The organism is Streptomyces sp. BoleA5 (assembly GCF_000373665.1).
Lineage (GTDB): Bacteria > Actinomycetota > Actinomycetes > Streptomycetales > Streptomycetaceae > Actinacidiphila.
In genome coordinates this window covers 122,546-141,129 of record NZ_KB892156.1, presented here as the reverse complement: position 1 = coordinate 141,129, position 18,584 = coordinate 122,546, and the positions used below count along the sequence as shown (strand labels likewise).

Below are 18,584 nucleotides of genomic sequence, written 5' to 3'. Positions count from 1 at the left end.
GCAGCGAGCTCACCGCGCCCCGTCCCCCGCCTCACCCGGCCAGTCCAGCCGCAGCCGCTCCGCGCGCGGCAGCCGCGCCACCACCAGGTCGTACGAGTCCTCGACCAGCTCCCGCACCATCGCGTCGGGCAGCGAACCGTCCAGCGTCACCGTGTTCCAGTGGCGCTTGTTCAGGTGCCACCCCGGCACGATCGCCGGGTGCTCCGCCCGCAGCCGCACCGCGAGGTCGGGTTCGCACTTCAGGCTCACCTTCAGCGGCTCGCCCCCCAGCGCGCTGATGGCGAAGATCTTCCCGCCGACCTTGAAGACGGTCACCTCCCGGTCGCGCGGGAAGGGGTTCTCCGCCACGGCGCCGTTGAAACCGAGGCAGAGGTCCCCGAGCCGGTCCGCGTCCATGCGCCCATTCAACAGGGCCCCACCGACAGCGGGGGGTGACCGCTCAGCGGCGCCGCACCCAGTACACGTCCGTGGTGTACGGCATCTCCACCGCGGCGTTGCCGCGCGTGGCGTCGTGCCCGGCCAGCACCGCCTCCACCTCGGCCCGCACCCGCTCCTGTTCCGCGGGGTCCATCACCGCGATGTGGCTCGAGGACGTCATCCGCTCCACCACGTCGGAGACCGTCGTCGAGTGCAGGTTCGGCCAGTGCCGCTCGTGCACCCGCGACCAGCCGGCGCGGTCGGTGAAGGCCTTGCGCCAGCCGTCGTCCAGCGGGCTCGGCAGGTCACGCGGCGCCAGGCGGAAGACGATGTCCTGGTAGTCCCGCACCCAGGGGACCGAGGTGTCGTAGGTGTTCCACACCAGCGCCAGCGAACCGCCCGGCCGCAGCAGCCGCTCGACCTCCGCCAGGGCCTCCTCCTCCTGGAACCAGTGCCAGGACTGCGCCGCCACCACCGCGTCCGCGCACCCGTCCGGCAGGCCGGTGGCCTCGGCCGTCCCGGCCGTCACCCGAACCCCCGGCAGCAGCTCCGCGAGCCGCTCCCGCATCTCCGTCACCGGCTCGACCGCGATCACCTCCGCGCCCGTCAGGGCCAGCAGGCGGGTGAACTTGCCGGTGCCGGCGCCCAGGTCGACCACCGTGCGGCCGGTCTCCAGGGGCAGCGCGTCCGCCAACTCGGCCAGGGCCGCCATGGGGTACGAGGGCCGCGACCGCTCGTACACACCCGCGGCCCGCTGATATCCGACTCCTGCTGCGTGGTGCACCGTCACGCGGGCAGACGGTAGCAGGACCCTGTGACCACGGGCGTAGCGGACCTGCGGAAAAGCCGGGGAACAGCACACCAACTGCTCCCGTCGCGCGGATGGTTGGACGTACCCTGGGGCGACGGCCGCGCAGGCCCCGCGGCGACCCGGTCCTGCGGGTGAACCGGTGGATGCTGCATGCTGTGCACTTCACACATGCCCTGGCTACGGAGCGTCGAATGACCAGCTTCCCGGAGATCTCCATCAGTACGGAGCGGCTGGTGCTGCGCACGTACGAGGAGTCCGACATCCCCGCCCTGACGGAGATGATGAACGACGAGTCCGTGATCGCCTGGACCTCCGTGCCGCATCCGTACACCGAGGCGGACGCCCGCTCCTTCATCACCGAGTTCGCCCCCGCCGAGCGCGCGGAAGGCCGCGGCATCGTGCTCGCCGTCACCGAGTTCCTCACCCAGCGCCTGGTCGGCATCGTCCACCTGCAGCGCACCGACTGGCGCATCCGCAGCAGCGAGGTGGGCTACGTGATCGCCCCCTGGGCGCGCGGCGAGGGCTATGCCGCCGAGGCCGTCCAGGGCACCGCCCAGTGGCTCTTCGACGACCAGAAGTTCGAGCGCCTGGAACTGCGCACCGCCGCCGACAACGCCGCCTCGCAGCAGGTCGCGCAGAAGATCGGCTGCATCAGCGAGGGCGTGCTGCGCGGCGCCGGCCTGGTCCGCCACCGGCCGGACGGGGAGACCGGCGGCCACTGGGAGGAGATCCGCACCGACCTGATCGTGTGGAGCCTGCTCCCGGAGGACCTGGACGGGCTCGCGGAGCAGTCCGCCGACGGCTCCGACTACGCGGCGTACCCCGACTGGCAGTGAGCACCCGCTAGCGCAAGATCCTGGCCGGGGTACTGTGCACACCCCGGGATCACCTCACCCGGGCACCGCACCGCGACGCGCCCAGGAGGCAGGACGACGATGGCCGACCGTGTCACGGTGATCGGGTGGGACGGCTCACCACCCGGCGAGGCGGCGCGTTCCGCGCTGTCGGCCGCCACGCTGGTGGCCGGGACCCGGCACCACCTGGCACTGCCCTTCGTGCCGGAGGACGCCGAGCGGATCGTGCTGGGCAGCATCGACCTGGCCGCCCGCCGCATCGCGCGGCACCGCGGCACCGCGGTGGTCCTCGCCGACGGCGACCCCGGATTCTTCGGAGTCGTCCGCGCCCTGCGCACCCCCGAGTACGGACTGGAGGTCGAGGTCGTCCCCGGCGTCACCTCGGTCGCCCAGGCCTTCGCGCGGGCCGGCATGCCCTGGGACGACGCCCGGGTGGTCGTCGCGCACACCCGCACCCTGCGGCGGGCCGTCAACGTCTGCCGCGCCCACCCCAAGGTCGCCGTGCTGACCGCGCCAGGCGCCGGTCCGGCCGAACTCGCCCTGCTGCTCGGCGACGAGCACCGCACCTTCGTGATCTGCGAGGCCCTCGGCACCGAGCACGAGCAGGTCACCGTCCTCACCTCCGACAAGGTGGCCGACCACACCTGGCGCGACCCCAACGTCGTCCTCGTCGTCGGCGCCGCCCCGGCCGCCGCCCCCGCGCCGGTGCCCGTCCCGGTCCCCGCGCAGTCCGGCTGGCTGGCGGGCGGCGACCCCGCCACGGCCGACCGCGTCCGGGGCTGGGCGCTGCCCTCCGAGCGGTACGTCCCCGGGGACGGCCCGGCGCACCTGCGCGCGCTGCAACTGGCCCGGCTCGGGCCGCGGGCGGGCGACCTGCTCTGGGACATCGGCGCCGGCGGCGGCGCCGTCGCCGTGGAGGCGGCGCGCTTCGGCGCGGCCGTCATCGCGGTGGAGGCCGACGCCGCGGCGTGCGAGCGCGTCGAGGACACCGCACGGGACTTCGGGGTGCAGGTGCGGGTCGTCCACGGCCGGGCCCCGCACGTGCTGGAGGACCTGCCGGAACCGGACATCGTGCGCATCGGGGGCGGCGGGCCGGAGGTCGTGGCCGCCTGCGCCGCGCGCCGGCCGGAGCGAATCGCCGCGAGCGCCGCGAACCGGGACGAGGCCGAAGCCGTCAGCCGCGCCCTCGACGAGGGCGGATACACCGTGGAATGCGCGTTGTTGCAGGCAGTCGAGCTGGACGACGAGTGGTCCGAGCGGGAGCGCACGGTGGTCTTCGCGCTCCTCGGACACCGCAGGTGAGCCGGTGGGTTGCGCCCGCATTGGCACCGGTTTGAGGTGAACCCCCCTGAGCACGCGCGGACACACGCACGGTAGGCTGACGGACCGCTGTGCCGTTGTCGCGCATTGACGTCGCGTGAGGGCTGATCAGTAATGGTCAGTACCGGTCAATCGCCGTCGTCGTGCCGGTTGCCGCCCACGCTCGTTCTCTCTGTGGGCAGTGTGCTCGGCGCAGCGATGGAAGGAGCGAAACCGATGGGCGAGGGGCACGCATGACTGACACCGGCCAGGTCCCGGGTGAGGGACTGCCGGAGAACGCAGGCGAAGAAGCGGTTCTGCAGCCGCACGCCGACCTTCCCGGCAGTGGCGCGCAGCAGCAGTCCGTCCCCTCGTGGGACGTCGATCCGCTCACCGCGCCGGTTCCTCCCGAGTACCACTACCTCGACCAGCCGTCCGGCCCCGCGCCGGTCGACGAGGAAGAGGAGATGCTGCTGATGCCGGGTCTGCAGGGGTCCTGGGCCGACCCGCAGCCCGTGCCGCCGCAGCCGGTCCCGGTCGCGGTACCCGTCCCGGCGCCCGCTCCCGTGGCCCCGTCCGTGCAGGTCCCGGCGCAGGCCGCCGCCCCCACGCCCGTGCCGGTCGAGCACACCCCGCTCGGGGTGCCCGTGGCGCCCCAGGGCATCGAGCACGACGCCCACGAGAGCGGCGGCCGCGACTCCGTCTCCCTCGACTACTCGGCGGTCCGCACCGAGGGGCCGCTCGTACCGGGTACCCCGGTCCCGGAGCAGCCGCCGGCGGAGCAGGCCGCGCCGTTCGTGGTGGAGCAGCCGGTGCCCGTGGCGGCCGAAACCGTCGCGCAGCCGGCGCCCGCCGAGGACGCGCTCCAGGTCCAGGCCCCGGAGGCCGAGCCGGCTCCGCAGCCCCAGGTGCCCGCGCAGGTGCAGGAGGCCGCCCCGGCCGCCCCCGTACCGCCGCGGCGCCCCCTCCACATGGGCCCGCCGATCCCGGACCCGTCCAACGGCGGCGGCATCGTGCGCTCCCTGGCCGACCGCGGCCCGGCCACCCCGCCGCCCGCACCGGCGCCTGCGCCGCAGCCGGTTCCGGCGCCCATGCGCCACGTGGGCCCGCCCACCACGGGGCCGGAGTACCTGGACATCCCGCGCGACGAGCTCCCGGCGGCGCCCGAGGTCGTCGTGCCGGAGCCCGAGCCGGTGGCCGTCATGCCGGCGACGCCCGAGCCGGTGCCGCCGCTGGAAACCCCGGACGAGCCGCTGCCGTTCGGCATGGAGCCGGCCACCGAGGTGCCCGTGGCGCCGGTCGTCCCGGAGGCGCCCGAGCCGGTCGTGGTGCCGGAACCGGTCGTGGTGGCCGAGCCCGAACCGGTCGTCGAGGCCGTGGCGGAGCCCGTGCCCGTGCCCGCGCCCGTGCCTGTTGTGGAGCTGGAGCCCGTGCCCGCGCCCGTGCCTGTTGTGGAGCTGGAGCCCGTGCCCGCGCCCGTGCCTGTTGTGGAGGCGGCCGTCGTCGAGCCCGCGCCCGCCGTCGTCGTGCAGGAGGAGACCCCGGTCGCCCCCGCCGTCGAGCCGCAGCCCGAGGCCGTGCCCGCGGCCGAGGCGGAGGCGGCACCCGACGAGGCCGAGGCGCCCGAGGTGCCGGTGGCCGACGAGGAGGACCCGGAGCTGCTGCTGCCCCCCGCCGAGGGCTACGACCCGGCCGTACGGGACGCCGTCCACCGCGTCATCCGTGAACGACGGGACATCCGCAACGGCTTCCGCAAGGACCCGATCCCGCACGAGGTGCTGATCCGCGTGCTGGAGGCGGCGCACACCGCGCCGAGCGTCGGCCACTCCCAGCCGTGGGACTTCGTCGTCATCCGCTCGGCCAAGACCCGCGAGCGCATGCACGAACTCGCCATGCAGCAGCGCGAGGCCTACGCCAAGTCCCTCCCCAAGGGCCGCGCCAAGCAGTTCCGCGAGCTGAAGATCGAGGCGATCGTCGACACCCCCGTCAACATCGTCGTCACCGCGGACCCCACCCGCGGCGGCCGCCACACGCTGGGCCGCTACACGCAGCCGCAGATGGCCCCGTACTCGTCGGCGCTCGCCGTGGAGAACCTCTGGCTCGCCGCCCGCGCCGAGGGCCTCGGTGTCGGCTGGGTCAGCTTCTTCGACGAGCGCGAGATGGTCCGCGAACTCGGCCTGCCCGAGCACCTCGAGGTCGTCGCGTACCTCTGCGTCGGCTACGTCGACGAGTTCCCCGAGGACCCCGAACTGGTGCAGTCGGGCTGGTCCAAGCGACGCCCGCTGTCCTGGGTCGTCCACGAGGAGGAGTACGGCAACCGGGCCCTGCCCGGCGAGGAGCCGCACAACCTCCTGGAGGAGACGCTGCGCGGCATCCGCCCGCTGGACGCGAAGGCGCTCGGCGAGGCCTGGGAGCGGCAGAAGCGGATGACCAAGCCGGCCGGCGCGCTCGGCATGCTGGAGATCATCTCCGCACAGCTCAGCGGGCTGTCCCGGCAGTGCCCGCCGCCGATCCCCGAGCCCGCGGCCGTCGCGATCTTCGCCGGTGACCACGGCGTGCACGCCCAGGGCGTCACCGCCTGGCCCCAGGAGGTCACCGGCCAGATGGTCGCCAACTTCCTCGGCGGCGGGGCGGTGTGCAACGCCTTCGCCAACCAGGTGGGCGCCGAGGTCTGCGTGGTCGACGTCGGCGTCGCCTCCGACCTGCCCAGCACGCCGGGTTTGTTGCCCCGCAAGGTCCGTCCCGGCACCGCCGACATGACGGCCGGGCCCGCCATGTCGCGCGAGGAGGCGCTGCGCGCGATCGAGGTCGGCATCGAGACCGCCCGCGACCTCGTCGCCGCGGGCAACAAGGCGCTGCTCACCGGGGAGATGGGGGTCGCCAACACCACCGTCTCCGCCGCCCTGATCTCCGTCTACACCGGGGTCGACCCGGCGGAGGTCACCGGGCGCGGTACCGGCATCAACGACGAGATGCACGCCCGCAAGATCGACGTCGTACGGCGCGCCCTCGAACTCCACCGGCCCGACCCGTCCGACCCGATCGAGGTCCTCGCGGCGATCGGCGGCCTCGAACACGCGGCCATGGTGGGCCTGCTGCTCGGCGCGGCCTCCCTGCGGACCCCGGTCATCCTCGACGGCGTCAGCGCCGGCGCGGCGGCCCTGGTGGCCCGCGCCATCGCCCCGGAGGTCCTCGCGGCCTGCATCGCGGGCCACCGCAGCGCGGAGCCCGGCCACCGGGCGGCGCTGACGAAGCTGGGCTTGCGGCCGCTGGTCGAGCTGGACCTGCGGCTCGGCGAGGGCACGGGTGCGTTGCTGGCGCTGCCGCTGGTGCAGAGCGCTGCGCGCGCGATGCATGAGGTGGCGACGTTCGACTCTGCGGGGGTCACGGAGAAGTCCTGACGCGGTCGGTCTGTGTTACGGCGCGTTGTTGTGTGCGGGTTGGTTGCGCCTGCGGGCGGCTGCGCCGGGGCTGTCCGGTGGGTGCCCCTTGCGGCCGGTGGTTGTGTGCGGGTTGGTTGCGCCTGCGGCGGGCGGTTCTCCCGCCCGCCCGCCGCAGGCGCAACAGACCCGCACACGACAACCGGCCCCACAGAACCGTAAGCGCACCGCAGGTGTGATCTTGGGCGCTGCGGCGCAGCCGCCCCGCACCGTAGGGTTGGGGCGGGGCAGGGTCGCCCCGCACCCCCACCCCCTGCCGTGCCGTGCCGCGACGCAGACGCACACGCCGCGAGGCACACCCTAGGAGCCGCACCGCCATGACTGCCGCCGAGGACCGCAACGACCCACCCGCCTACCCCGTCGGCCTGCGCCTCGCCGGCCGGCGCGTCGTCGTCCTCGGCGGTGGCCAGGTCGCCCAGCGCCGGCTGCCCCCGCTGGTCGCCGCCGGCGCCGACGTCGTGCTGGTCTCCCCGTCCGCGACACCGTCCGTGGACGCGATGGCCGCCGCGGGCGAGATCCGCTGGGAGCGCCGCCGTTACCGGCCCGGCGACCTCGCCGACGCCTGGTACGCGCTGATCGCCACCACCGACCCCGAGGCGAACGCCGCGGCCTCCGCGGAGGCGGAGGAGCACCGGGTGTGGTGCGTCCGCAGTGACGACGCCGAGGCGGCGACCGCGTGGACCCCGGCGACCGGCCGTACGGAGGGCGTGACCGTCGCCGTCCTGACCGGGCGGGACCCGCGGCGTTCCGCGGCCGTGCGGGACGCGATCGTGGAGGGCCTGCGGGACGGCTCGCTCGCGGCACCGCAGTACCGGGGGAGGACCCCGGGCGTGGCGCTGGTCGGCGGCGGTCCGGGCGACCCGGACCTGATCACGGTGCGGGGCCGCCGGCTGCTCGCGGAGGCGGACGTCGTGATCGCCGACCGCCTCGGCCCGCGCGACCTGCTGGACGAACTGCCCCCGCACGTCGAGGTGATCGACGCCGCGAAGATCCCGTACGGCCGGGCGATGGCGCAGGAGGCGATCAACGCGGCGCTGATCGAGCACGCGAAGGCGGGCAAGGCGGTCGTGCGGCTCAAGGGCGGGGACCCGTATGTGTTCGGGCGCGGCATGGAGGAGGCGGAGGCGCTCGCGGAGGCCGGCATCGCGTGCACCGTGGTGCCCGGGATCTCCAGCTCGATCAGCGTCCCGGCCGCCGCCGGGATCCCGGTCACACACCGGGGCGTGGCGCACGAGTTCACCGTGGTCAGCGGCCATGTGGCCCCGGAGGACCCGCGGTCGCTGGTGGACTGGGCAGCGCTCGCCCGGCTGCGCGGCACCCTGGTGCTGCTGATGGCCGTCGAGCGGATCGGCCCGATCGCGGCGGCCCTCGTGGCGCACGGCCGGGGCGCGGACACCCCCGTCGCCGTGATCCAGGAGGGTACGACGGCGGCCCAGCGCCGGGTCGACGCGACGCTCGCGACGGTGGCGGAGCGGGTGGCCGCGGAGGGCGTTCGGCCGCCCGCGGTGATCGTCATCGGCGAGGTCGTCGCCGTCGGCGAGCGGGTAACCAGCGGTAACCAGTGACGTCGGTGCCGTTGGCACCGCATTTCGGACAAGGCAGTATCACCCTGTGGCTGAGCTCATCACCATCGACGACCCCGACGACCCGCGTCTGCGCGACTACACGTCCCTGACCGACGTGGAGCTGCGCAGACGCCGCGAGCCGGCCGAGGGGCTGTTCATCGCGGAGGGCGAGAAGGTCATCCGGCGCGCCCGGCAGGCCGGTTACCGCATGCGCTCCATGCTGCTGTCCGCCAAGTGGGTCGACGTCATGCGGGACGTCATCGACGAGGTCCCGGCGCCGGTCTACGCGGTCAGCCCGGAGCTCGCCGAGCAGGTGACCGGCTACCACGTGCACCGCGGCGCCCTCGCCTCCATGCAGCGCAGACAACTGCCCGACGCCGCCGACCTGCTGGGTGACGCGCGGCGGATCGTCGTCATGGAGTCGGTCAACGACCACACCAACATCGGCGCCATCTTCCGCAGTGCCGCCGCCCTCGGCATGGACGCCGTCCTGCTCTCCCCGGACTGCGCCGACCCGCTGTACCGCAGGTCGGTGAAGGTCTCGATGGGCGCCGTCTTCTCCGTGCCGTACGCCCGGCTGGAGAACTGGCCCCGGGATCTGGAGGCGGTGCGGGAGGCGGGCTTCACGCTGCTCGCGCTGACCCCGGACGAGAAGGCCACCGACATCGACGCGGCCGGCCCGCACCGACTGGAGCGCGCGGCGCTGATGCTCGGCGCCGAGGGCGACGGCCTGTCGACCCGTGCCCTGGTCGCCGCCGACGAGTGGGTGCGCATCCCCATGGCGCACGGGGTGGACTCCCTGAACGTGGGGGCGGCCGCCGCCGTCGCGTTCTACGCGGTGGCGACCGGCCGCCCCCGGGACTGACTCAGCCCGCGGCCGGCAGTTCCACCAGCGCGGCGAGAGCCGCCCGGTGACGGCCGGGTGTGCCCAGGGCGATCTCGTCGGCCTTGGCGCGCTTCAGCCGCAGGTGGGCCGGGTGCTCCCAGGTCATCCCGATGCCGCCGTGCAGTTGGACGCACTCCTCGGCGGCCCGCACCGCCACCGGCGCGCAGAAGGCCTGCGCCACTGCGATCGCGACCGGGGCGTCCGCGCTGTCGCGCGCGAGCGTGTCGGCGGCGTTGCGTGCCGCGGCGCGGGCCTGGACGACCTCGAGCCACAGGTCCGCGAGCCGGTGCTTGAGGGACTGGAAGGAGCCCACGACCCGGCCGAACTGGTGACGCTCCTTCAGGTACGCCACCGTCTCGTCCAGGCACCGCTGGGCCAGGCCGAGTTGCTCCGAGGCCAGCAGCCCCGCCCCGGCCAGCAGGGCCCGTTCGACGGCCGCCGCGGCCGTCGCGGGGCCGGCGATCCGGCGGGCCGCCGCCCCGTCGAATGTGACGTCGGCGATCGGGCGGGTCAGGTCGAGCGGCACCGGCACGGACAGGGCGACCCCGGGCGCGTCGTTGCGCACCTCGTAGAGGCCCGGCCCGTCGGGGCCGGTAGCGGGCACGATCAGCACGTCCGCGGCGGTCGCGTCGGGGACGCTGGTCACACGCCCGCCGAGAACGCCGTCCGCGTCGGCCCGCACCCCCGGGAACACCTCCGTGCCGGGCGCCGACGGCAGCGGCACGGCCAGGGCGGCCGTCTGCTCGCCCTCCGCGAGGCGCGCCACGACGGTGTCCGCCTCCGGGGTGCCGGCCGCCAGCAGCGCCGTGGTGGCCAGCACGGCGCTGCCCAGGAAGGGCACGGGCGCCACGAAGGCCCCCAGCTCCTCCAGCACGACCGCCGCCTCCCGCGCGGAGGCGCCCTGGCCGCCGAGCTTCTCCGGAACCAGCAGCCCGGCGACCCCGACCTCCCGGGCCAGGGTGCGCCACAGCGCGGAGTCGTACGGCTCGTCGCCCTCGCAGCGCGCCAGGACGTCCGAGGGGGCGCACCGGTCGGCGAGCAGGCCGCGTACCGCGGCGCGCAGGTCGTTCTCGACGTCGGAGTAGAGCAGGTCGGAGCTCATCGCGGCAGGTCCTTCCAGGGGACGTCCTTGTCCGTACGCGGCTCGGAGGGCAGGCCGAGGACACGCTCGGAGATGATGTTGCGGAGGATCTCGGAGGTACCGCCCTCGATGGAGTTGCCCTTGGCCCGCAGATAGCGGTAACCGGCGTCGCGGCCGTAGAAGTCGACGATCTGCGGGCGGGTCATCGTCCAGTCGCCGTAGCGCAGGCCTTCCTCGCCCAGCAGTTCCACCTCCAGGCCGCTGATGCGCTGGTTGAGCGAGGCGAAGGCCAGCTTCATGCCCGAGCCCTCGGGGCCCGGGGCGCCCACGACGAGCTGCTGCCGCAGCCGTTCGCCGGTGAGGCGGGTGACCTCGGCCTCCACCCACATCCGCAGCAGCCGGTCGTGCAGGTCCGGGGTGCGCAGCTCGGGCCGCTCCCGCCATGTCGCGGCCACGGTTCCGATCATCCCGCCCTCGCGGGGGAGCGCGGTGCCGCCGATGGCGACCCGCTCGTTCATCAGCGTCGTCTGCGCCACCCGCCAGCCGTCGCCGACCTCGCCGAGGCGGTGCGCGTCGGGGATGCGGACGTCCGTCAGGAAGACCTCGTTGAACTCGGCCTCGCCCGTGATCTGCCGCAGCGGCCGAACCTCGACGCCCGGGGCCGTCATGTCGCACACGAAGTACGTGATGCCCTGGTGCTTGGGGACGTCCGGGTCGGTGCGGGCGATGAGGATCGCCCAGCGCGCGTTGTGGGCGTTGGACGTCCACACCTTCTGGCCGGTGACGATCCAGCCGTCGCCGTCGCGTACGGCCCTGGTGCGCAGGCCGGCCAGGTCCGAGCCGGCGCCGGGCTCGCTGAACAGCTGGCACCAGACCTCCTCGCCGGTCCACAGCGGGCGCAGGAAGCGGGCCTTCTGCTCCTCGGTGCCGTACCGGAGGACGGTGGGCGCGGCCATCCCGAGGCCGATGCCGATCCGGCGCGGCTCGTTGTCCGGAGCCCCGGCGGCGGTCAGTTCGGCGTCCACGACCCCCTGCAGGGCGCGGGGCGCGCCCAGGCCGCCGAGGCCCTGCGGGTAGTGCACCCACGCCAGACCGGCGTCGAACCGGGCCCGCAGGAAGTCCAGGCGGTCCGTCGCCGCGGGATCGTGAGAGGCCAGCAGCGTGTGCACTCGCTCGCGCAGCTCCTCCGGTGTGACCGTCATGCGAATGCGTCCCTCCGCGTGTGCGTAGCCTAAGCAAGCGCTTAGAAACTAACCCACGGAGTGGCCTCCCGTCACCCCCTGGCGGGCCCGCATGTCCAAGGCGTCAGCCGGCGTGTGCTTCCATGACCCTGACGCCCTCCCTGGCGGCTGTGTGACGGCGGACACAGGAACTCGGCCGGGGCGGCGGAGGGTAATGAATGTGACGCAAAGAGAACCATCAGAGCCGTCGCGTGGCCGCATCCGAGCAGGAGACCGCACCGCGTTCGCCGATCTGTACGAACGGAACGCGCGAGCGGTATACAGTCACGCGCTGCGGTTGACCGGTAGCTGGCCGGAGGCCGAGGACGTCATGTCCGAGACGTTCCTCGCCGCCTGGCGCGCGCGGGAGACCGTGGATCCCGAGGGCGGCTCCCTCACCCCGTGGCTGCTGGGCATCGCCACGTACAAGGCTCACAACGCCAACCGTGGACTGCGGCGGAGGCTCGCCTTCCTGGCACGCAGCCCGGAGCCCCGCCCCGTCGAGGACTTCGCGGAGGAGACGGCCGGCCGGATCGACGACGCCCGCCGCCTGGCCGCCGTGTACGACACGTTGTGCCGGCTGCGCCGCCAGGACAGGGAGGTGATCGCCCTGTGCGTGGCGGCCGGGTTGGATTACCGGGAAGCCGCCGAGGCCCTGGACATCCCGGTCGGCACCGTGCGCTCGCGGCTCTCGCGCGCCCGGAACCGACTGGCCAGGCTGAGTGCCGCACCAGCGCCGGGCGCGAGGGTGGAACCGGACGGCGCCCGCGGAGGGATAGAGAGCGAGGCCGCGTTCGCGGCGCTCTTTCTGCAGGAGGAAACCCCATGAACGCCGATGATCCGCACGGCCCCGGCTCCCCCCGGAGCGCGGCGGAAGAACTGCTGGCGGCCTCGGCCGCCTGGGACCTCTCGCCGAACCGTCACCTCCACCACAAGGAAGTTCTGATGCGACAGATCGACCGGGACGGCATCTCCGACGCCCGGAGGCCGATGGCACGGCTCAGCCGTCGGCTCCGTCCGGCGATGGTCCTGCCCGTGGCAGCCGTACTGACCGGCGTGCTGGTCGTCACCGCGTCCGGAGGTGACCACACCTCCGCCCCGCGGCGGTCCTCCGTCGCCGGGCCGGCGAAGGACAACGGCGCGGCCGTCACCCTCGACCGGATCGCCGCCGCCGCCATGACACGGGACGTGACGCCGGTGGAGGACGGCCAGTTCGTGTACGTAGCGTTCCTGAGCCGCGAGAACAAGGGCGCCTTGAACAGCCCGGTCCGGCTCGGTGCGCCGGGCAGGCACGAGGTGTGGACCGCCCAGGGCTCCGGACCCACCACGAGGACGGGCTGGATCCGCGACACGGGCAAGGACGCGGTCATGCCCGGCGAACTGGTCCCCATCGTCAGCACCTCGCCCGTGGGCGCGGGCCTGGACCACGTCACATACAAGTGGCTGGCCTCGCTGCCCACGGACCCCGAGGCCCTGCGCACCCTGCTCTACGCCCAGACCGAGCCCTGGGGCGACCTGTCACAGGACGAGACCGTCTTCCGGAACATCGGTGAGCTGCTGCGCTCGACGATCATGCCGCCCGCCACCGCCTCCGCGCTGTACAAGGTCGTCGAGAAGATCCCCGGAGTCACCATGGTGCCCGACGCCGCCGATGCGGCAGGACGCCGCGGCATCGGCATCACGCGCGAGGACCCCGGGTCCGCCACCCGCGACGAATGGATCTTCGACAAGAAGACCTTCGCCTACCTCGGCTCGCGGTCCTACATGACCGCCGCCAAGGGCACCGGCGGAACCGATACGTTGTACGGCATCGACGCCGTCATGGCGAGCGGTGTCGTCGACAGCCCTGGCGAGGTCTCCGCCGACACCGCGGGCTGACCCGGCGCTACCGCACGGACTCCCCGCTCCCCGGAGCGGGGAGTCCGTGCGGCGCGTCGGCCGGGACCCGGCGATCGGTCCGCCCGGCCGGCCGGCGCTCCTGTGACGATTCGGCCTGGGGCGCGCTCGCGTGACGCGGGCCGCCGGAAGCCCCACCCGCGGCCTCGCCCACCGCGCCCAGCGCCACATCGACGAGCACGTCGACCCGCTCGGCCCCCCCGCTGTCCGTCCACGCGCCCACGGCCGCGTTGAGGCAGGACAGCACCGTCACGGCGAGGGCGCGCGCCCTCAACTCACGGTGCTCGCCCCCGCCGAGGCGCTCCGCCACGAGGGGAACGAGCAGGTCCTGCCACTCCCGTCGCTTCTTCGCCAGCGCCCCCTGCAGGGCGGGGGTCCCGGCCAGCATCACGGAGGTGGCGAGCAGCGTGCCGTCCGGGTCGTGGTCGAGCGCGGCCACGTGCTCGTCGAGGGACCGGCGCAGTGCCTCCCACACGGGTTCGTCGGCGGGGCGTGCCGCGAGGCGTTCGGCGATGCCCTGCCCGATCCCGGTGAGGTTGCCGACGACCATGTCCTCCTTGCTGGCGAAGTAGCGCGAGACGCTCCGCCCGGACATGCCGATCTCCGCCGCGATCTGCTCGATGGTCGTCTTCTCGAAGCCGTGCTCGATGAACAGCTTCATCGCGCGGTCGGCTGCGCCCTCACCGACTGGCGGGTCAGCTCGCGAAGGCCCGACCGCAGAGGATCCTTGCTGCTCATGGCCTCAGCGTAGCCAAGGCTGAAACCCCTGGCGCGCAGGGACGGATCTGTCGTCGTCCGTCACTCACGGCTGGGTCTGGCCGCCGTCGACCTCGTGACGCGTTCGGCGGCGGCCCCGTCGACGTCGGCCACGAACGATCCTGGCGCCCTCGCGGGCGAGCCGCCCGGCCCCCGCCTTGCCGAGCCCGGACCCGGCGCCGGTCACGATGCCGGTCTTCCCCTTCACGGACATGGCCGTCACCTCGGCTCGACGAGGGTGAAGACGGCACCCGTCGGATCAAGGAGCACGGCGATGCTTCCACTGCCGATGTCGGTGGACGGCATGAGCAGGGTGCCTCCCGCCGAGGTCGCGCGCGCGGTCGCGGCGGAGACGTCGGTGACGGTGAAGTACGCGTCCAGTAGGGCGGTATCTCCCGGGGCATCGCCGCGGGGCGCGGCAGCAGCAGCGAGACGGCCGTGCCGTCGAGCCGCCACTCGCGCCGGCCCAGCGGCCCGGCGGGGTCGCCGGCCGTCCAGCCGAACAGCGCGCCGTAGAAGGCGGCACTGGCGTCGACGTCGTCGGTGATGAGCTCGGCCAGGGCGAAGCCGCCGGGTCCCGCGGCCGCCGGCATGGGTGCATGCCGCGCCGTGATGAGGACGACGTCGGTGAAGGGGTGGGTGTTCGTGCCGGCCGGGGCGCTTACGGCGTGTGGGGTGCCGTCACGCCCTGCAGCAGGCCGAGGCCGCGGCTCGGGCCCTGGCAGCCCTGCGCGGCGGCGATGCCGAGCGCGACGAGGAGGGTCACGGTGACGAAGACGATGAGCCGCTGCCGCAGCAGCCTGCGGTCCGCGCCCGCGGGCCTGCGGCCGGCCGGGGTCCGGGCCGCGGTGCGCGGCGCGGCGGGCGTACGGGGGGAGGCGGGGGTGCGCGGCGCCGCGGGGGTGCCCGGCGCGGTCCGGCGCTCGGTGTGCTGCTCCGCGTATTCCTGCGCCCGCGTGCCCGTGGGCCGCTCGGGGCGCGGACCGGACGCCCTGGGCACGATGTCGCGCCGGCCCGGGGCCACCCCGAGTCCGCGGGCCTCGCGGGCGGCGATCTCGGCCAGCCGCTCGGAGAGTTGGACCGTGCTGGGCCGCTGCTCAGGGTCCTTGGCGAGGCACGCGTACACCAGCGGGGCCAGCGAGTCCGGCACACCGGCGAGGTCCGGCTCCTCGTGGACGACCCGGTAGAGCATGACCTCCGAACTGCCCTGCCCGAAGGGCGAGTCGCCCATCGCGGCGTACGCGAGCGTCGCGCCGAAGGCGAAGACGTCGGTGGCCGGCGTGACCGCCGCCCCGCGCACCTGCTCCGGCGCGAGGAAGCCGGGGGAGCCGACGGCGGTGCCCACGTGGGTGAGGGTGCTCGCGCCGGTGGACCAGGCGATGCCGAAGTCGATGATCCGCGGGCCCTTGGGCGACAGCAGGATGTTGGAGGGCTTCAGGTCGCGGTGGACGACGCCGGCCTCGTGGACGGCGACCAGCCCCTCCGCCAGGGCGGATCCCATGGACGCGGTCTCGGCCGCGGGGAGCATGCCGTCGCGGGCGACCTTGTCGTGCAGCGATGGCCCCGGGACGTACTGCGTGGCGAACCACGGGCGGTCCGCGTCCAGGTCGGCGGCGACCAGCCGGGCCGTGCAGCCGCCGCGGATGCGTCTCGCCGCGGACACCTCGCGCGCGAAGCGCGAGCGGAACTCCTGGTCCTCGGCCAGCTCGGGGCGGATCACCTTCAGCGCGACCCGCTGGCCGCGCTTGTCGGCACCCAGGTAGACGACGCCCATGCCGCCGGCGCCCAGCCGCCGGTGCAGCCGGAACGAGCCGACGACACGCGGGTCCTCGCGCCGGAGCCGCATCATCGCCATGTCGTCCATCCCCGCTGCCTGCCTGGCCAGTCTGACGCCGACAGCTTACGGACTGACCGCCCGTCGTGCCGCGAGGCCGCGCCCGCGCGGGGCGGTGGATTGTCAGTGCCGGATGGGATCCTTGAAGAGTGGGGAAAATTCCTGCCGCTGACGGCCAGGAATTTCGTCATGCCGTCAACAGTCCATCGGACAAGGGGGATTGACGCCATGAAGGGTGATCGTGTGGAGATAGTCGTCGACGCCGGCGACACGACGAGGACGTATGAAGTGGTGGCCACCAGGGCGGGCCGCAGGGTCGAGACAGCGGTCCGCCGAGGGGTCGTGGAAGTGAGCGAAGTCACCCGGTCCGGCTCCGTGGTGCGCACCGCGCGCTTCATGGCGACCCGGGTCCTCGCCCTGGTCGAGCAGCCCATGCCGACCGGCGACGCGGAGGACGAGGAGCGCGCCTGAAGGGCCCCGAGGACGCCCGCCCGGGACATCCCCTCGGGGATGTCCCGGGGGTGCGGCCGGGTCCCTCCACCCAGGGGAGTACACAGCCGGACCCGGAGTCATCCTCGGGGAGGCCAGGGAAGCGGTACGACGGCATGACGACGGCCGCCGGCGCCGCGCCTAGTGTTGAGGTCAAGCGGCGGGCGGAGCACTCGTCCCCCGAGGTCAAACGCCCGCCGCTCCGACAACTGTGCATGATCACGGACCACGACCCGGGAGAGGGCCATGGCGAACACGGTGAGCCGTACGGTGCGGCCGGCGCGCGGCAGCAGGATCGCCGCGTTCGGCATACGCCCGTCGGGCACCCGGCATCCGCTGGTGGCGGTGGCGATGGTGCTGCCGCTCGCGGTGCTGCTCGCGGTGGCCTTCGGAGGCTGGGACGCGGTGGTCACACAGGCGTCGTCCGTAGCCGGTCTGATGGGGCGCTGACAGACGCCCCGCGGCCCCGGAAGAGCGGTCCGGGGTCCGCGAGGACCGGTGAACCAACCCCGTGGGGACGGGGGTCCGGCGGACGGCATGAATGCCCGGGTACCTGTGGCGGTACCCGGGCATCACACCCGGCATTGCCAGTACGCGGCGCGCTGCCGCACAGTGGGCCGGTGGAACGGGCAGTGGGGGAGAGAGTGACCAGCAGCGGAGCGGCGCTGACGCACGCCCTGGGGGCGGTCGCGGCAGCGGCCTCGCGGGTGCCCGGCCAGGCGCGGCCCGCCGTGCTCGCCGAGCGGCCCGATGCCACCGTCGTCCGCGGCGGCCGCCTCGTCGCCAAGGCCCACGCCCCGGGCACCGATCCCGGCGAACTCGCCCTGCGGCTGCGCGTGGCCGCCCATCCGCTGCTGGACGGCGTCCTGCTGCCCCCGGCGCCGCTGCCCGACCACGGCGGCGCGCTGAGCACCGTGCTCCTCGGCCGTACCGTGAGCCTGTGGCCCCTCGGTGAGCCCGTCGACCGCGACGACCCTGACTCCGCGCCCTGGGCGGAGGCCGGCGCCCTCCTGGCCCGGCTGCACACCGTGCCGCCGGCCCGGCTGCCCGGCCCGCCGCCGCAGATGCGCGGCCCGGTCAGCGCGGCCCGCGCGGTCGCCAGGATGCTCGCCTCCGGCCCCGGCGACCCGGCGGTGCTCGCCGCCTGGCACGGCCTGCCGCCCTGGGCCCGCGGCGAGGCCCCGCAGCCGCGGCAGGTGCTCTGCCACGGAGACCTGCACATGGGCCAACTGGTGCGCCACCCCGCGCCGGACGGGCCGTGGTGCCTCATAGACGTGGACGACCTCGGGCTCGGCGAGCCCGCCTGGGACCTGGCCCGGCCGGCGATGTGGTTCGCCGCCGGGCTGCTCGACCCCGCCGACTGGGGCCGCTTCCTCGGCGCTTACCGCGCCGGCGGCGGCCCCGCCGTCCCCGCTGACGGCGACCCGTGGCCGCATCTCGACGCGGCGGCACGGGCGTTGGCGGTCCAGACCGCGGCGACAGCCGTCGCCAAGGCCGCGCAGGAGGGCCGCGCACTCGACGGGGCGGAACAGTCCGTCCTCGATACGTGCCGCCGAATCGCGGAAGTAAAGTGCAGTTCCACGCCGGGGGACGACCCCCGGCCGGCGCGAACGAGGAGATGAGCCGACGATGCTCTGTCCCAAGTGTCATGGCCCGATGCAGACGTTCACCCGCAGCGGCGTCCAGATCGAGCAGTGCGGCAACTGCCGGGGGATCTTCCTGGACTACGGGGAGCTCGAAGCGCTGACCCGCATGGAGTCGCAGTACGCCCAGCCCGCCCCGCCGCCGCCCGGTTACCCGCAGGCGTACCCGCAGCAGCAGCACGCCGCCCCGGCCTGGGGTGCCCCCCACGGCGGGCACCACGGGGGCCACCGCGGTCACCACAAGCAGCAGAGCTGGGCCCACATGCTCTTCTCGTCGTGACACGACCGAGGGCCGGAGCGAACGCTCCGGCCCTCGGGTGGTGGTGGACGATACTGGGATTGAACCAGTGACCTCTTCCGTGTCAGGGAAGCGCTCTCCCGCTGAGCTAATCG

Annotated in this window: 19 protein-coding genes; 11 read left to right on the top strand and 8 right to left on the bottom strand. The window is 74.2% G+C overall.

Annotated elements, in window-relative coordinates; all coding sequences use genetic code 11:
- Positions 1 to 9 precede the first annotated feature (9 nt).
- Together B085_RS0140260 and B085_RS0140255 are read right to left on the bottom strand one after the other, a co-directional pair.
- The gene (locus tag B085_RS0140260) at positions 10 to 396 is read right to left on the bottom strand and encodes an MmcQ/YjbR family DNA-binding protein (protein WP_018564263.1); all 387 of its coding nucleotides are present in this window, start codon (positions 394 to 396) and stop codon (positions 10 to 12) included.
- A gap of 43 nt (positions 397 to 439) precedes the next feature.
- Complete coding sequence (locus B085_RS0140255) at positions 440 to 1,207, bottom strand: class I SAM-dependent methyltransferase (protein WP_026251937.1); 768 nt, start codon at positions 1,205 to 1,207, stop codon at positions 440 to 442.
- Positions 1,208 to 1,419: 212 nt separating this feature from the next.
- Between B085_RS0140255 and B085_RS0140250 the strand changes: the two genes are divergently transcribed.
- The 5 genes from B085_RS0140250 (at position 1,420) to B085_RS0140230 (ending at position 9,251) form a co-directional block, all read left to right on the top strand.
- On the top strand, positions 1,420 to 2,064 hold the full coding sequence (locus tag B085_RS0140250; protein ID WP_018564261.1) for a GNAT family N-acetyltransferase: 645 nt from the start codon (positions 1,420 to 1,422) through the stop codon (positions 2,062 to 2,064).
- A 99-nt stretch (positions 2,065 to 2,163) separates the two neighbouring features.
- Positions 2,164 to 3,384, top strand: coding sequence for a precorrin-6y C5,15-methyltransferase (decarboxylating) subunit CbiE (gene cbiE, locus B085_RS0140245; protein ID WP_018564260.1), 1,221 nt, complete (start codon positions 2,164 to 2,166; stop codon positions 3,382 to 3,384).
- Positions 3,385 to 3,635: 251 nt separating this feature from the next.
- Entirely contained in the window at positions 3,636 to 6,782 is a 3,147-nt protein-coding gene (gene cobT, locus B085_RS0140240; protein WP_018564259.1) for a nicotinate-nucleotide--dimethylbenzimidazole phosphoribosyltransferase, read from the top strand.
- Between the two features lie 356 nt (positions 6,783 to 7,138).
- Positions 7,139 to 8,386, top strand: a complete 1,248-nt coding sequence (gene cobA / locus B085_RS0140235; RefSeq protein ID WP_018564258.1) for a uroporphyrinogen-III C-methyltransferase — start codon at positions 7,139 to 7,141, stop codon at positions 8,384 to 8,386.
- Between the two features lie 46 nt (positions 8,387 to 8,432).
- A complete protein-coding gene (locus B085_RS0140230) occupies positions 8,433 to 9,251 on the top strand; it encodes a TrmH family RNA methyltransferase (RefSeq protein WP_018564257.1) in 819 nt (272 codons plus the stop codon).
- A gap of 1 nt (position 9,252) precedes the next feature.
- Here B085_RS0140230 and B085_RS0140225 read toward each other — a convergent pair whose 3' ends face one another.
- The gene (locus B085_RS0140225; RefSeq protein WP_018564256.1) at positions 9,253 to 10,374 is read right to left on the bottom strand and encodes an acyl-CoA dehydrogenase family protein; all 1,122 of its coding nucleotides are present in this window, start codon (positions 10,372 to 10,374) and stop codon (positions 9,253 to 9,255) included.
- A complete protein-coding gene (locus B085_RS0140220; RefSeq protein WP_018564255.1) occupies positions 10,371 to 11,555 on the bottom strand; it encodes an acyl-CoA dehydrogenase family protein in 1,185 nt (394 codons plus the stop codon). The genes B085_RS0140225 and B085_RS0140220 overlap by 4 nt, the downstream gene beginning before the upstream one ends.
- Positions 11,556 to 11,748: 193 nt before the next feature.
- Between B085_RS0140220 and B085_RS0140215 the strand changes: the two genes are divergently transcribed.
- Positions 11,749 to 12,402 (top strand): RNA polymerase sigma factor, encoded by a 654-nt coding sequence (locus B085_RS0140215; protein WP_051102286.1) that lies wholly within the window; start codon positions 11,749 to 11,751, stop codon positions 12,400 to 12,402.
- The gene (locus B085_RS45290; protein ID WP_018564253.1) at positions 12,399 to 13,451 is read left to right on the top strand and encodes a CU044_5270 family protein; all 1,053 of its coding nucleotides are present in this window, start codon (positions 12,399 to 12,401) and stop codon (positions 13,449 to 13,451) included. Before B085_RS0140215 ends, B085_RS45290 begins: the two co-directional genes overlap by 4 nt.
- A gap of 7 nt (positions 13,452 to 13,458) precedes the next feature.
- Here B085_RS45290 and B085_RS45285 read toward each other — a convergent pair whose 3' ends face one another.
- The 4 genes from B085_RS45285 to B085_RS0140195 form a co-directional block, all read right to left on the bottom strand.
- Positions 13,459 to 14,130 carry a TetR/AcrR family transcriptional regulator gene (locus tag B085_RS45285; RefSeq protein WP_018564252.1) on the bottom strand — a complete coding sequence of 224 codons (672 nt, stop codon included), beginning with the start codon at positions 14,128 to 14,130 and terminating at the stop codon, positions 13,459 to 13,461.
- A 141-nt stretch (positions 14,131 to 14,271) separates the two neighbouring features.
- Positions 14,272 to 14,439: a hypothetical protein gene (locus B085_RS50300; protein WP_018564251.1), complete on the bottom strand. Its 168-nt coding sequence runs from the start codon at positions 14,437 to 14,439 to the stop codon at positions 14,272 to 14,274.
- Positions 14,440 to 14,444: 5 nt separating this feature from the next.
- Positions 14,445 to 14,723 carry a VOC family protein gene (locus B085_RS0140200; RefSeq protein ID WP_158689919.1) on the bottom strand — a complete coding sequence of 93 codons (279 nt, stop codon included), beginning with the start codon at positions 14,721 to 14,723 and terminating at the stop codon, positions 14,445 to 14,447.
- Positions 14,724 to 14,886: 163 nt separating this feature from the next.
- Positions 14,887 to 16,080 (bottom strand): serine/threonine-protein kinase, encoded by a 1,194-nt coding sequence (locus tag B085_RS0140195; RefSeq protein WP_037733382.1) that lies wholly within the window; start codon positions 16,078 to 16,080, stop codon positions 14,887 to 14,889.
- Positions 16,081 to 16,287: 207 nt separating this feature from the next.
- On the opposite strand from B085_RS0140195, the gene B085_RS0140190 reads away from it, so the two are divergent.
- The 4 genes from B085_RS0140190 (at position 16,288) to B085_RS0140175 (ending at position 18,471) form a co-directional block, all read left to right on the top strand.
- Complete coding sequence (locus B085_RS0140190) at positions 16,288 to 16,530, top strand: hypothetical protein (RefSeq protein WP_037733380.1); 243 nt, start codon at positions 16,288 to 16,290, stop codon at positions 16,528 to 16,530.
- Positions 16,531 to 16,794: 264 nt separating this feature from the next.
- Positions 16,795 to 16,998 carry a hypothetical protein gene (locus B085_RS0140185; protein ID WP_018564248.1) on the top strand — a complete coding sequence of 68 codons (204 nt, stop codon included), beginning with the start codon at positions 16,795 to 16,797 and terminating at the stop codon, positions 16,996 to 16,998.
- A 194-nt stretch (positions 16,999 to 17,192) separates the two neighbouring features.
- Entirely contained in the window at positions 17,193 to 18,170 is a 978-nt protein-coding gene (locus B085_RS0140180; RefSeq protein WP_018564247.1) for a phosphotransferase enzyme family protein, read from the top strand.
- A gap of 7 nt (positions 18,171 to 18,177) precedes the next feature.
- A complete protein-coding gene (locus tag B085_RS0140175) occupies positions 18,178 to 18,471 on the top strand; it encodes a zf-TFIIB domain-containing protein (protein ID WP_078620275.1) in 294 nt (97 codons plus the stop codon).
- The last annotated feature ends 113 nt before the right edge of the window (positions 18,472 to 18,584 follow it).

Excerpts from the sequence above, each read along its gene's own strand:
- B085_RS0140260 (WP_018564263.1), bottom strand. The coding sequence starts at position 396 with ATGGACGCGGACCGGCTCGGGGACCTCTGCCTCGGTTTCAACGGCGCC.
- B085_RS0140250 (WP_018564261.1), top strand. The coding sequence starts at position 1,420 with ATGACCAGCTTCCCGGAGATCTCCATCAGTACGGAGCGGCTGGTGCTG.
- cbiE (WP_018564260.1), top strand. The coding sequence starts at position 2,164 with ATGGCCGACCGTGTCACGGTGATCGGGTGGGACGGCTCACCACCCGGC.
- cobT (WP_018564259.1), top strand. The coding sequence starts at position 3,636 with ATGACTGACACCGGCCAGGTCCCGGGTGAGGGACTGCCGGAGAACGCA.
- cobA (WP_018564258.1), top strand. The coding sequence starts at position 7,139 with ATGACTGCCGCCGAGGACCGCAACGACCCACCCGCCTACCCCGTCGGC.
- B085_RS0140225 (WP_018564256.1), bottom strand. The coding sequence starts at position 10,374 with ATGAGCTCCGACCTGCTCTACTCCGACGTCGAGAACGACCTGCGCGCC.
- B085_RS0140220 (WP_018564255.1), bottom strand. The coding sequence starts at position 11,555 with ATGACGGTCACACCGGAGGAGCTGCGCGAGCGAGTGCACACGCTGCTG.
- B085_RS0140215 (WP_051102286.1), top strand. The coding sequence starts at position 11,749 with ATGAATGTGACGCAAAGAGAACCATCAGAGCCGTCGCGTGGCCGCATC.
- B085_RS45290 (WP_018564253.1), top strand. The coding sequence starts at position 12,399 with ATGAACGCCGATGATCCGCACGGCCCCGGCTCCCCCCGGAGCGCGGCG.
- B085_RS45285 (WP_018564252.1), bottom strand. The coding sequence starts at position 14,130 with ATGAAGCTGTTCATCGAGCACGGCTTCGAGAAGACGACCATCGAGCAG.
- B085_RS50300 (WP_018564251.1), bottom strand. The coding sequence starts at position 14,439 with ATGTCCGTGAAGGGGAAGACCGGCATCGTGACCGGCGCCGGGTCCGGG.
- B085_RS0140195 (WP_037733382.1), bottom strand. The coding sequence starts at position 16,080 with ATGGCGATGATGCGGCTCCGGCGCGAGGACCCGCGTGTCGTCGGCTCG.
- B085_RS0140190 (WP_037733380.1), top strand. The coding sequence starts at position 16,288 with ATGAAGGGTGATCGTGTGGAGATAGTCGTCGACGCCGGCGACACGACG.
- B085_RS0140185 (WP_018564248.1), top strand. The coding sequence starts at position 16,795 with ATGGCGAACACGGTGAGCCGTACGGTGCGGCCGGCGCGCGGCAGCAGG.
- B085_RS0140175 (WP_078620275.1), top strand. The coding sequence starts at position 18,178 with ATGCTCTGTCCCAAGTGTCATGGCCCGATGCAGACGTTCACCCGCAGC.